General features: G+C 43.4%; 12 protein-coding genes and 1 tRNA gene. 6 read left to right on the top strand and 7 right to left on the bottom strand.

The window, feature by feature from the left end; all coding sequences use genetic code 11:
• Positions 1-116: 116 nt before the first annotated feature.
• Positions 117-190, bottom strand: a tRNA-Arg gene (locus tag G8O23_RS06145).
• 186 nt (positions 191-376) lie between these two features.
• Between G8O23_RS06145 and G8O23_RS06140 the strand changes: the two genes are divergently transcribed.
• Positions 377-1714, top strand: coding sequence for an erythromycin esterase family protein (locus G8O23_RS06140; protein ID WP_166362853.1), 1338 nt, complete (start codon positions 377-379; stop codon positions 1712-1714).
• On the opposite strand, the gene G8O23_RS06135 is transcribed toward G8O23_RS06140, so the two are convergent.
• Positions 1715-2371, bottom strand: coding sequence for a Crp/Fnr family transcriptional regulator (locus G8O23_RS06135; protein WP_166362851.1), 657 nt, complete (start codon positions 2369-2371; stop codon positions 1715-1717).
• A 172-nt stretch (positions 2372-2543) separates the two neighbouring features.
• Here G8O23_RS06135 and G8O23_RS06130 point away from each other — a divergent pair, with 172 nt between their 5' ends.
• Positions 2544-2978, top strand: a complete 435-nt coding sequence (locus G8O23_RS06130; RefSeq protein WP_166362849.1) for an OsmC family protein — start codon at positions 2544-2546, stop codon at positions 2976-2978.
• 63 nt (positions 2979-3041) lie between these two features.
• Here the strand turns inward: G8O23_RS06130 and G8O23_RS06125 are convergent, their stop codons facing one another.
• Positions 3042-3599 (bottom strand): HDIG domain-containing metalloprotein, encoded by a 558-nt coding sequence (locus tag G8O23_RS06125; protein ID WP_166362847.1) that lies wholly within the window; start codon positions 3597-3599, stop codon positions 3042-3044.
• Between the two features lie 63 nt (positions 3600-3662).
• Here G8O23_RS06125 and G8O23_RS06120 point away from each other — a divergent pair, with 63 nt between their 5' ends.
• From G8O23_RS06120 to G8O23_RS06110, 3 genes are all read left to right on the top strand, one after another.
• Positions 3663-4388 (top strand): Crp/Fnr family transcriptional regulator, encoded by a 726-nt coding sequence (locus tag G8O23_RS06120; protein ID WP_166362845.1) that lies wholly within the window; start codon positions 3663-3665, stop codon positions 4386-4388.
• 94 nt (positions 4389-4482) lie between these two features.
• Positions 4483-5385, top strand: coding sequence for a DUF4097 family beta strand repeat-containing protein (locus tag G8O23_RS06115; RefSeq protein ID WP_166362843.1), 903 nt, complete (start codon positions 4483-4485; stop codon positions 5383-5385).
• 194 nt (positions 5386-5579) lie between these two features.
• Positions 5580-6170 carry a DUF5606 family protein gene (locus G8O23_RS06110; RefSeq protein ID WP_166362841.1) on the top strand — a complete coding sequence of 197 codons (591 nt, stop codon included), beginning with the start codon at positions 5580-5582 and terminating at the stop codon, positions 6168-6170.
• A gap of 118 nt (positions 6171-6288) precedes the next feature.
• Here G8O23_RS06110 and floA read toward each other — a convergent pair whose 3' ends face one another.
• The 4 genes from floA to G8O23_RS06090 are packed head-to-tail and all read right to left on the bottom strand — an operon-like array spanning position 6289 to position 10899.
• Positions 6289-7266 (bottom strand): flotillin-like protein FloA, encoded by a 978-nt coding sequence (gene floA, locus G8O23_RS06105; RefSeq protein ID WP_166362839.1) that lies wholly within the window; start codon positions 7264-7266, stop codon positions 6289-6291.
• Position 7267: 1 nt separating this feature from the next.
• Positions 7268-7735, bottom strand: coding sequence for an NfeD family protein (locus tag G8O23_RS06100; protein WP_166362837.1), 468 nt, complete (start codon positions 7733-7735; stop codon positions 7268-7270).
• A 21-nt stretch (positions 7736-7756) separates the two neighbouring features.
• Positions 7757-8044 carry an ATP-dependent Clp protease adaptor ClpS gene (locus G8O23_RS06095; RefSeq protein WP_166362835.1) on the bottom strand — a complete coding sequence of 96 codons (288 nt, stop codon included), beginning with the start codon at positions 8042-8044 and terminating at the stop codon, positions 7757-7759.
• A 29-nt stretch (positions 8045-8073) separates the two neighbouring features.
• Positions 8074-10899: a PD40 domain-containing protein gene (locus G8O23_RS06090; RefSeq protein WP_166362833.1), complete on the bottom strand. Its 2826-nt coding sequence runs from the start codon at positions 10897-10899 to the stop codon at positions 8074-8076.
• Between the two features lie 199 nt (positions 10900-11098).
• Between G8O23_RS06090 and G8O23_RS06085 the strand changes: the two genes are divergently transcribed.
• On the top strand, positions 11099-12904 hold the full coding sequence (locus G8O23_RS06085) for a MutS-related protein (protein ID WP_166362831.1): 1806 nt from the start codon (positions 11099-11101) through the stop codon (positions 12902-12904).

Raw genomic sequence — 12904 nt, 5'->3', positions numbered from 1 at the left:
AAAGAAGGCAAATAATGAATTTGGTGCTAGTTCAAGTGAAATTCTAAAACGACAAGACTTTATAAATAAAAAAGAGGGTGCCAGTTTATGGACACCCTCTTTATAATTTTAAAATGTGATCCGGATAGGATTCGAACCTATGACCCTCAGCTTAGAAGGCTGATGCTCTATCCAACTGAGCTACCGGACCGTTTGCGTTTCGGGTTGCAAAAATAGAAAAATCCTTTTAAAAAATGGCCTTTTATAATACTTTTTTACACCCTACCCATCGAGCAGGTTTTCAGCAGTATGTGTTTTCATTCTTTTGAAAGCACACCATTCACTTGGCTATGTTATAGATTATCAGTATTTTTAGGGTTCATCCATCGTAATAATTATGATACTTATAATGCTAAAGATTATGCTAGCCATACCTCTGCTTCTTACATTACTGGCCACTACCCCGGCCTGTGGGGGAAACTCCCAAAACCCATACTGCGCAAATGCAGTTGAGCTTAAAACTGCTGACGACCTAAGCCAACTTATTGCATTGGGTGGTGATAGCCAATTGGTTTTGCTAGGCGAGTCGACTCATGGAACTGCCGAGTTTTACCGCTGGCGAGCCGAAATAAGTAAACGGCTTATTGCTGAAAAGGAGTATAACTTTATTGCAGTTGAGGGCGATTGGGCATCAATCTACAGGCTTAACCTATACGTTAAGAACCATTGCAATACCTACGCCTCGGCAAGCGAAGTGCTAGAAACATTCGATAGATGGCCCGAATGGATGTGGGCCAACACTGAGGTGGAAAACCTTGCCGAGTGGCTTAGGGAGTACAATAAAGATCTCCCCAATGATAAACGGATTGGAATATACGGAATGGATGTTTACGGGCAATGGGAAGCCATGGAAGAGGTGTTGAGGATTGTGGAGCAGAAACTACCCGAAAGGCATGATGATATCAAGGAAAAATTCGACTGCTATACAGCCTACAACTTCGACGAGTGGCAATATGCTAGAGCGGTAACGCAAGGCTACCCCTCGTGCAACGAAGGACTGGAGTGGGTGGTTGATATCCTCAGGGAGCATTTGGAATCGATAGAATGCCCTACCGAAGCTAAGCTACTTAGGCATGCCAAGCAAAGCGCCAAGGTAGTGCAAAACTCGGAGGACTACTACCGTTTGGCCGTTCGCAACAACATCACATCATGGAACAGCAGAGTGATGCATATGCACAATACCGTGATGCAACTGCTAAAAAGCCACGGAACCTACGCCAAAGGGATTGTGTGGGCGCACAACACCCACGTTGGCGATGCAAGGGCTACATCGATGCGAAACGAAGGAATGGTAAATATTGGGCAGCTAGCACGACAAAGCTATGGTGACCAAATGGTTACCATAGTTGGCTTTACAACCTACAAAGGAAAGGTTAACGCAGGAGTACAATGGGGTAGCCCAATGACCAAGATGAGCATACCTAAAGCACAGAAAAACAGTGCAGAATCATTACTAGAGGATTGTGGACTAGAGTCGTTTTATACAATTTTTGATGACGAAATTCGCAAATCGGAAGATATGCTAAACCCCATTGGGCACAGAGCCATAGGGGTAACCTATAATCCATCAACAGAAAGGCTTTATAATTATGTTCCCACCATCTTACCCCTAAGGTACGATGCGATAGTATTTATAAAACGAACGAATGCCTTGGAGCAGGTACGAGGCAAGTAATCAGCCAAAGCGGCTAATTGTCTCCAAGCGTTTCATATCCAGAATCTCAATACTTTTGCCCGAAGCAATTAGTACCCCATCACGTTGCAACGACGATAGGCAGCTAATTACGCTCTCCTTGGAGTAGCCAATGGTATGCGCCAGCTCTATTCGCGAAAAGGGCATTTGAAACTTATGGCTATTGAATATTGATGCTAGCTCTAGCAGCACGGTACAGATGGCACCGTCGGCATTTTTATGGGATAGTTGAATTAGATCATGCACCACCTTGTTGGTCATGAGCGACATGAGCTGCACAATGTAAACTGCAAATTCGCCATTGCCTCGTATTGCTTCCTCAAATACCGCTCTGTTTATCAACCGAACCCTAGAGGGTGTGATGGCGACAGCCGAAAAATCGAAGCTACGCTTTACAAAGGCGCACATCAAGCCAATGAATGTATTATCGGATAGGATTTTAAATGCGGTAGAGCGCTCCTCATCCTCAATTATTAGCTTTACCATGCCCTGCTCTAGGAACAGGATATGATCGGCTGCAATGCCCTGCTTTATTATGGTTTCATCCTTTTTAAAGGTAACCAGCTGCGAATTGTCAAGAAGCTGCTGATGCTGGTCTTCCGATAGATAATCGTACCATACTTTATGTTTGCTCTCCATATCAGTTGCTATTGCAGGATTATTAAAAGGCAATATTACACTTTTTCCTTCATAAAACTACATTTTCATTCAGGTGATTCCCAATGCTACTTCGCTAGGTTGTTATTCTGCTAACAGATACCTTTGCAATGTGAGAAAAATCAAATGATTGTATAACTAAAAACCTAATATTATGGCAGACTTAAAATTTAGAATACAAGCCCAAAGGGCTAGCGCGGCCAAAACTATTGTAAAGGCACGTAATTTCGAGATTATTGTTGATGAACCAGAGGAGTTGGGTGGAACCAACACAGCTGCAAACCCTGTAGAGTATGTTTTAGCTGCATTTGCTGGCTGCCTAAATGTAATGGGACACCTAATTGCCAACGAGATGGGATTTGAGCTGAAAGACCTTAAAATCGATATCAGCGGAGACCTAAACCCTGCCAAACTTTTTGGAAAAAGCGATGAGGATAGGGCGGGTTACAAAAACATTGTGGTTAAGATGATTCCCACCTGTGATGCAGACAAAGCAACCCTAGAAAAATGGCTGCACGCAGTTGAATCAAGATGTCCAGTTAGCGACAATATTCAGAACATTACCCCTGTTGCTGTTGAGCTAGGCTAATCCGCTAGTCTCAGTATACTCTCCACAACCCCTGCCGGTGAATCCAGCAGGGGTTGTTCTTTATTAAAAGCCCAGCTCCTCGGCCATGGGTTTTAAAGCATCAAGCGATAGAACTGCAAACTCATTGATTGGTAAACCAATCTTCTCGCATTCCATTATGGTATCGCGATTAACCGATGCAGCAAACGCCTTCTCCTTCATCCGCTTAACAATTGATTTAGGTTTTACGCTGCCAATCTTTCTATCGGGATAAACCAGCGCCGTGGCAAAGATTAGCCCTGTAATAGTTTCGCCTGCGGCCAAAGCGTGCTGAAAGCACGTAGTACGATCCTTACCCGTTGCCATCTCGTTATGCATCATTATGGCATCCACGGCCTCACCGGGTAGCCCTTCGTTCTTGAGCAGCTCTGCTCCCTCAAGGGCATGGCGCTTGGCGTCGCCCTCGGTCCACTCCACATCAATATCATGAAGCAACCCCGCGATTCCCCACACATCCTCATCCTCGCCAAAGTGCTTGGCTAAGGCTCGGAGCACAGCCTCCGAAGCAAGACAGTGAGCTATCATCTTGGGGTTCTTAACATGCTTACTAAGCAAATCGATGTAGTATTCTCGTGTGTTCATAATGCTTTTGATTTTGAAGATGAATTGGGGCAAAAGTAAAAAATCTATTAAAACATACCATAAATGGGGACGAAAGCCCCACCAATAGCAAACAATATTTATATCTTAGCACAAAAAAAGATGTACGAGGTTTTAGTAAAATCACCTTTCTTCGTTGGGCTTAAAAGCGAGGACCTTGAGGTAATTTTTAAGCAGATATCGTTCACGGTTAGATCGTTTAACAAAGGGCAAACCGTTGCCCAGCGCGATGAGGAAGTGAAGTTTCTTTGCATTCTTGTTGAGGGCGTTGTTAAAGGCGAAATGGTCGATTTCTCGGGAAAAATTCTAAAGGTAGAAGAAATTCAGGCTCCACAACCACTTGCTCACGCCGTAATATTTAGCGATGCCAACAAGTTTCCTGTGGATGTGGTGGCCCTCACCGACTGCAGAATTCTTTTCATCCCCAAAGCCGATGTGTTAAGGCTGCTTCAAAGCAATGTAATTATTCTAAACAACTTCCTAAGAGCAGTATCCAATAGAGCACATTTTTTAACCACAAAATTATGGTTGCTTTCATTTAAAACCATTAAGGAAAAGGTTGCGCACTACCTACTTACCTTGGGTAAAAGCGAAACCCGCACCACCATAATCCTACCCAAATCGCATCAGGAGCTGGCCGAGTTTTTTGGGGTTACTCGGCCTTCGCTAGCCCGAGTATTTTCAGAAATGCAGGAAGAGGGAATAATTTATGTTAACCGAAGGGAGATAACAATTCTAAATAGGAGCCAACTGCTGAAGATGATAAAATAATTTGGTTTGAAATAAAATTACATCAATACTAATGCAGCACTCACCTATATGTTGGCGTCCTTCGTTACATATTAGTCAAAAAAACAAAATTCCTATGAAAAAGATTATGATCACATTTATTTCTCTCGGTCTGCTATCGTTCAATCAATTGGCCATAGCGCAAACGAACAGTATGGAAAAGCGGTACCAACCAAAAGATGAGATGAGAATTAATACCGTTAGTGGTAACTGTATTATTAAGGAGAGCAAAACCAACGAGATTGTTATAATTCTCGACTACACATACCCTGATGAGTGCTTCGACTATAGTATTGAGGAGAAAAATGGTTACATCGCATTAAAGGAAAATTTTAAGGGTAGGAGGTGTAAAGGAGATTCAAACTGGACGATATTGATTCCGAAAAATACAACAATAGAGTATAACACTGCCTCGGGAAGTGTTTCCATTGAAGGTGTAAACTCAAGGTCAAATATAAGCACTGCTTCGGGTGATATTCAAATCAAGAATGTTGATTCAGATGTGCTGAAAGCACGTACCGCCAGCGGAGATATATGGGTTGAAAATGCTAATGCACATTTTAGTATGTCAACCGCTTCGGGTGATATTACATTTAATAAATGTATGGGTCACATTGAATTAAGTTCGGCAAGCGGAACCATAAAGGCTAATGGAATTGATGTAACAAGCAGTAGTAAGATATCAACCGCTTCTGGATCAATCAACGTTTTATTAGCTTCACAGTTGAAATCTGACCTAACTCTTTCCTCGGCTTCGGGTTCTGTCGAATTAAACTTAAACGGCTATAAGCCCAAGGGAACATATACTTTCACGGCGAAAGCCAATAAGGGGGAAATTGTATCGCCTTGGAAATTCGATAGTGAAACGCAAATCACTAAGAACAATGACCTATATAACGTAAAATCCTTTACCCTAGGGGATAACTTGCCCGTTGTAAATCTTAAAACTGCATCGGGCAAATGTTCGCTAACCAAGTAAAACGAACTGTAGTAAATTACTTGCTCAGCAGTTTCTTTATGGTAAAGTAGGTAAACCAAAAACTAAAATAAGCCAAAATATTTCTCGACTATTCAGCTAAAGCGATATTGGTTTTTATTTTTTTGGTGTGGAGCTAAGTGTATTTAATCCATTTTTATACTTTTGTAGTTCACTTTAAAAATACCATTCACACTATGGCATTGAAGGATATTATGGCAATTTCGGGTTACCCAGGCCTGTACAAGTACGTTTCGCAAGGGCGAAATGGGATAATTGTTGAGTCGCTCACCGATGGTAAGCGTAGCCACATTGCAGCATCGGCTAAGGTTAGCGCGCTATCGGATATCGCTATCTTCACCAATGATGGGGAAAAACCGCTTAGGGAAATTCTGAATAGCATCAAGGGGAAAGAGAATGGAGGTTCAACCATCTCGCATAAATCTAGCAACGACGAGCTGAAAAAATTCTTTCTAGAGGTTGAGCCCAACTACGATACCGATAGGGTTTACACATCGGACATCAAAAAAGTAGTATCATGGTACAACCAGCTACAAGACCTTGGTATGCTTGATTTTGAGGAGGAAGAAGAGGTTGCTGAGCAGAACGCAGAAAATGCCGAAGCAACAGAGGCTGGTCAGGAAGTGAAAACACCCAAAGCAAAGGCTCAACCCAAAAGCGCTGCAGCAAAGGAGAAAAAACCGACTGCACAGAAAAAGGCACCTGCAGCCAAGGCAAAGCCAGCGGGTGATGGCGCAAAAAAATCGACACATCAGAAGAAGGGATAACCCTAGCTTTTACATTTTAAAAGGGGCTGATGAATCAGCCCTTTTTTTATTGTAACCCATACAAAAAATGCTTTGCACTATTGCAAAGCATTTTTTGTTAAGTATATCTAAAGAAAAACTATTGCTTTTTACCCTTATCCTTATTGGCAATATTCTCGCGCATTGAGGTGTCGGCCTCAATATTCTTGAACTTGTAGTAATCCATAATTCCAAGGTTGCCATTGCGGAATGCTTCGGCCATCGCTTTGGGCACATCGGCCTCGGCAAGAATTACCTTGGCACGAGCCTCTTGCGCTTTAGCTTTCATCTCCTGCTCTAGAGCAACAGCCATTGCACGACGTTCCTCAGCTTTGGCCTGAGCAATATTCTTATCGGCATTGGCCTGATCCATCTGCAGCACAGCACCAATGTTCTTTCCAATATCAATATCAGCAATATCGATGGATAGAATTTCGAAGGCAGTACCTGCATCCAACCCTTTCTCGAGCACAACGCGAGAGATAAAATCTGGATTTTCAAGCACCTTCTTATGCGAGTCGGCCGAACCAATTGACGATACAATACCCTCGCCAACACGTGCAAGCACGGTCTCCTCTCCTGCTCCACCAACTAGCTGCTTGATGTTAGCCCTTACGGTAACTCTGGCCTTTGCAATAAGCTGAATTCCATCCTTTGCCACGGCGGTAACGGGTGGAGTGTTAATAACCTTGGGGTTTACCGACATTTGTACGGCCTCAAACACATCCCTACCGGCAAGGTCAATGGCAGTTGCCATTTTAAAGTCGAGCGGAATATTAGCCTTTTGAGCCGAAACCAAGGCGTGAACCACTTTTGATACCCGTCCACCCGCAAGGTAGTGGGCTTCGAGATCGTTTCGGAAAAGTTGAATGCCTGCTTTTGTTCCCTCAATTAGGGCTTGAACAATTACCCCTGGGGGAACCTTACGCCAACGCATTAGGATTAGTTGCAGTAATGAAACCCTAACACCGCTTACCAATGCCGAGAACCACAACCCTATGGGTACAAAGTACAGTAAAATCCATAGCGCCGCAATACTTACGGCAAAGATTATTAAATAAAAACCAATGTCGCTCATTTTAGTCTATTTTAGGTTTAACAATAACTTTTGATCCTTCGAACCGAATAACAACCACCTTGGTTTTGGGGTCAATATACTGACCTGTTGAACGGGCTTCGACCACCAAATCGTTTATACGAGCCTTACCCATTGGCGAAAGACGGCTAATGGTTAGACCCTCATCACCTGGTTTTATACGAGTTGTATTCTCTTCAGACGCCACGCTACCCTCAACGTTGGTATCGAGCATAAATCTTTTCCATGTTCTGGAGCGCAAGGCCAAAACCACGGTAAAAAGGGTTAGGGCAATGGTAGAGATTAGGGTGATATGCCCAACCATATTGCCATGGCTAGAGTATGCCCAAAAAACGCCTCCTACCAAGCACGCCAAGCCACCTATACCGGCCACAGTAACTCCCGGGACAAGAAGGAACTCAACTATAAAAAGAAAAAGTCCCAAAAGAATTAGTATCACAATCCCCGTCATTTTTAGCTTAGTTAGGTTGATTTAGTTTGCTACTATTGTTGCCGATAGGCCACGACGTAGAAGCTCGTCACGCAATGGCTTCAGTTGCTTGTGTGTTCCCATTTTTACATCGCATTTGCCATTGTGGTGTGCAATTAGGGTACATTGTTCGGCCTGCAAATGGTTATGTTTACATACCTCCACAAGGCTATCAATTACGAATTGGTACTCATTTACCTCATCGTTAAAAAGAATAAGCGAATGAGAACTCTGATAATTGATGTCAAAGTTCTTGTTTTCGTTGGGCTTAACTGTTGATTTTCGATCCATTTAAAGGCTATAATAGAACTGCTAAGATATTAATTATCCATATCAACAGCAACAACAAAGGCCGATTTAATTCCACTAGCCACCAGATTATCCTTTATCCTATTCGCCTCGTTAGGGTCGGAATATGATCCAATGGAGTACACAAATCCCCCCTGATTATCGGGTTTTCGCACAATATCCTTTCCCGGTGCAAGCGCTCTTATGGTTTGAGTAATGTCGGCAGGTATTCTACCAACAAAAGATCCAAGCTGTATTACGTATAACTTCCCTTCGCTTTCTATTTCGATTCGAGTAGTATCTCTACGGACTACCATTCCAGATGTAGGTGTAGACTCCTCAAGTGCTTTGGCTCGGGTAAGGGTAACCGAGCGTCCATCGTGCCAAGCAACAACAAATGCATCCTTAAATCCTAATGACCGAACTGTTGGCAAAGCGCTCTCGGCCTCATCGAGCTTGGTAAATAGCCCTGCGTAGTATTTTGTAACCCTACCATCGTTTACAGGCTCTGCAGAAACAGGTACCATACCCTTAAAGGTATCGAAACTCACGGCACGGCTAAATGCGGCTAGCTGGATTTTGTATACTAATCCATTAGGCAAAGGAAGGTGTTGAGGTATTGGATTATCCTTGGAGTATGGCGTTTTATCGAGCACCTGAAATGGAGGCTCCTTGTCGGGTTCAAATACAAACCCTTCGGTATCTACTGAAACATCATTGACCCTAACAATTGAAACCTGCTGCTGGGGCTGTGGCGATTGAGGCTGATTCTCGACACTTTGCCTTGCCGCTTGGGTTGAGTTTGGAAGGGTATGGCCAAAAATGCTCTGCTCCATACGATAAACCTTGCTTAGCAGCTGCTGCTCGAAAAGCTGCATCTCCCAGAGCTTGGCAAAGGCTATTTCGAGTCGTGCAACAGCCAGCTCATCGAGCAGTAGGGCTTCGTACTCCGATTCGACACTAGTTTCCGATGTGGCATTGTTACGTATTGCCATAGCCGATCTGAAGTGAGAATTTGCCCTATCAATCTCGCTTTTTATCCTTAGGTTACTATTTGCACCACCCTTGATTAGGGCAACAGATATGCAATCGTTGTATAGTTTCTTTTTACCACTAATGTAATTTCCCATTAGGCTATTAAACTTACTTAGCTGGTCTATATACAATCGGTACTGGGCTTGGTACTCTGGCGAATCGGCTGATGTTTCCTTCTCAATATTCGCTAATCGCGAAATTGTGCTCTTAATATCCTCGCGCTGCCGTTGAAGCTGTGGATTTACCTGCTCGAGCCTGGCCAGCTGGCGAAGCTCATCGGCCTGAAAAACGGTTGGAGCAAACTGAGCTTGGTACAGATAATCGGGTTGGTCGGTTGTAAAGGTAGAGGTGGGCTTATCAATTGGCTTGCGCTTACCGGTTAGGTACTCCTGCTCAATTTGACTTGCTTTTGCAAAATGAACATCGGCATTTCGCTGAGCCTTAAGCAGGTTATCCTCCACTTCAACAACCTGTGCTTCTAAATTTCGACGAGCCTCAGCCGTATAAATATTATCAAAGCGTGCGCGTAGAATTTCAAGTCGTTGCCTAAGCGAATCGGCAAACATCTGCTGTGCAAAGCCATTGGCCAGCTCTCTGGTGTACTCTGGGTCGTTCTCCACGGCGCTAAACGATGCTGCCTTGGGCTGCGCAGGTTTTGCCTTGCTGTTAGGTTTATCGGTTAGTGTTGGGGCAAATACGCCAGCATCGCTATTTGGGGTAAGCTGGGCTATTTCACGGATAGTTTCAATGGAACCAATGGCTCGTCGGATTGGGCTTTCATCAACCCTAACAAGGATAATATCAACGCTATCGGCGGAAACACTTCGTTGGGTTGCAAAAATAGCCATCTGGTCATCGGCATCAGGAACATAAAAAAAGTCGTTATAGGGTGAACTAATGGGAAACCCTTTGTTCTCGGGGGTGCTCCACTGTCTGCTTGATGGGCTGTACACGCTTCGGTAAATATCGTACCCCCCCATGGAGTAATGACCTTTTGATGCAAAGTACAAAGTTTGCCCATCGGGCAGTAAGTAGGGATAATCCTCATCGAGGCGGGAATTTACAACATCGCCCAAATTTTGGGGCTTGCTCCACACGCCATCGTCAAGCATTTCAATTATAAAAAGATCTTTACCGTACAGCGTAGTAGCTCCGTAGCTCGAGTAAACAATCCTGTCGCCGGGCTTAGGGTTGTTGGGGTAAAATATGTACGATGAATGGTTCTGCTTTAAATCGACCTGCGAAAGGAGATCCTTCGGGGTTGGAATAAACGAACCATGAGCTGGTTTTGTAATTATGTAGTTGGTAAAATCATCGATAGAGACCCGCTTACTATCCATTACAACGGGTTGGTGAATGTAGCTGAGCATAAAGTTTCCGTTCTCGCATTGGCTCACCAGCTGCTCTACTTGCTGATTTGGAACCGTTGGATCGCCACCATTTATGGTAAAACGTCGGTAGTACCCTATGGCCTCATCGAACTGGTAGGACATTTGGTAAGCAAACCCCAAGTGATAGTATACCAGGTTGGAAACCTCCCGGGTTGACGCAAACCTTAAATGCTCAATTGCCTTATCAATATTTTTTGATCCGTATAAATGGCTAACACCAAGCTGATAGTGGTAATTTGGATCCTGTGGATACTGATTGAGCAAAGCCATTAGATGTGGGATTGCCTGAGCATACTTTTGTTTCTGAAAAAGCGAATCGGCTGGCGATAAGGGCTGCCGAGACGCCACCTGCGCCATTGCTTGTCCACTTCCAAATATCACAAGTAGTACAATGAATACTATTTTGATGTAACCATATCGTTGATGTAGCATAGAATTCTATCTTAAAAATTTGCCTTAAAATTACATTAATTATTCGAAATACCCAGAGGTATGCATAGTTGCAGCAACTGTTAAAAAGTTGTAAAGATTTCAATGGGCCTGCTATCCATGTCAGCAACCATCAAATTGGCTTATCTTTGGAGTTTGCAATGCCCAATAATCAACATATACAAATCAAAATGTAACCTAAATGGAGAAACCAGTTCTTCACTACGCAAAACGATTAAGTGAACTAAATATTGAGCAGAAACGATTGGCAAGGATATCTCAGTACTTCTTTGTACTCCGATTGGTGCTGTTCGCATCGCTTATTGTCAATTTGATATGGATAATTAATACTAATGGTGAAAGGATGCTAGCATGGTACCTTGGAGCTGCTTTGGTAACAGGTTTTCTGCTGGTTATAAAGTTGAATCACACAGTAAACGTGAAGCGAAATAGGATACAAAACCTGGTGGACATAAACAAGAACGAGCAGAAATTCATTGACCACCAATACCTTTCTTTTGATGGTGGAGATAGATTTGTTGATTTAAATCCCAAGTTTGCCAGCGATTTTGAAATTTTTGGCAAGGGCTCTCTATACCAATACTTAAACCGATCGGTGACCTTTGCTGGGGCAAAAAGGTTAGCCCAAAAGCTTTGCCACTGGGATCTGGATAGCAAAACCATAGAGCAAAAGCAGCAGGCTGTTGCAGAGCTATCGAACCATCATCAGTTCATGGAGGCTTTCCAATCGTTGGGGTTAGTTAGCAAAGCCAGTGGGTATGATGCAGATAATCTAAAGAAATGGTTTGGCGCCGCCAACACTATAAAATCAAAAGAAAAGATGCTGCTCATAGCATACCCCTTGCTATTTGCAATAATCACGCTACTTGTTATAGCATCGTTGGTAAACGCATCGGTATACATTTTCCCCATAGTAGTTGCTTTGTTAGTACTAAGTAGATATAAAAAGTATGTGGATGAGGCGCACGACAAGCTGGGAAAAAGTGCCAAGGTATTTGAGGTTTACTCTGCACTGGTGAGACTTATGGAGAACGAACCATTCCAAAGCCCCTACCTTAAGAGCCTGCAAAGTAAGTTGGCTGGCGAAGAGCAAAAGGCTAGCACCTCAATTAAAAGGCTCTTTTTGCTGCTTAATCGGTTCGACTATAGGTATAACTTCTTGGTTAACATCCTGTTTAACACATCTACCCTATTCGAACTACAAGTATTGCAACAGCTAGAGAGGTGGAAAGATCAGCATCAACAAAAAGCATTTGAATGGTTTGATGCTCTGGCCGAGATGGACGCTCTTATTGGCTTTGGCCGATTTGCGTTTAACAACAACAGTGTAACAACCTACCCCAAGGTTAAGGCACACCCCTTTGGCATACAAGCTTGCAGCTTGGGGCATCCTTTGATTCCAACAAGCAAGAGGGTTGATAACAATTTTGATTGTACTGGTAAACCCAAGGTTGTTGTTGTTACCGGTGCAAATATGGCTGGGAAAAGTACCTTTTTGCGAACCATAGCCACAAACCTAATACTAGCTCACAACGGGGGTCCGGTTTGTGCAAACGATTTTACGTTTACGCCCTGCAGCATTGTCTCCAGCATAAATATTCACGACTCGCTGGCGCAAAACGAGTCGTACTTTTACGCTGAGTTGCTAAGGATTAGGGAGATAATAAATCACGTTACCAGTAACCCCAACACGATGGTAATTCTCGATGAGATTCTGCGGGGAACCAATCCGCACGACAAACAAACTGGCTCCATGGGTCTAATTGAAAAACTTATTAAGCTCAACGCTTTTACCCTGATAGCTACTCACGACCTAGCCATTGGGCAAATGGAAAAGAAATACCCCAACATTGTGCAGAACAAATGCTTTGAGGTTGAGCTGGAAAACGACGAGCTAGTATTCGATTACAAGCTAAAGGATGGTATTAGCCAAAAGCTAAATGCCTCATTCCTAATGCAAAAAATGGGAATTATTGATAAGCAATAA

It is taken from the genome of Perlabentimonas gracilis (assembly GCF_011174675.1).
Taxonomy (GTDB): domain Bacteria; phylum Bacteroidota; class Bacteroidia; order Bacteroidales; family Tenuifilaceae; genus Perlabentimonas; species Perlabentimonas gracilis.
The sequence above is the reverse complement of the archived record's forward strand: the minus strand, read 5'-3'. Positions and strand labels throughout refer to the sequence as shown.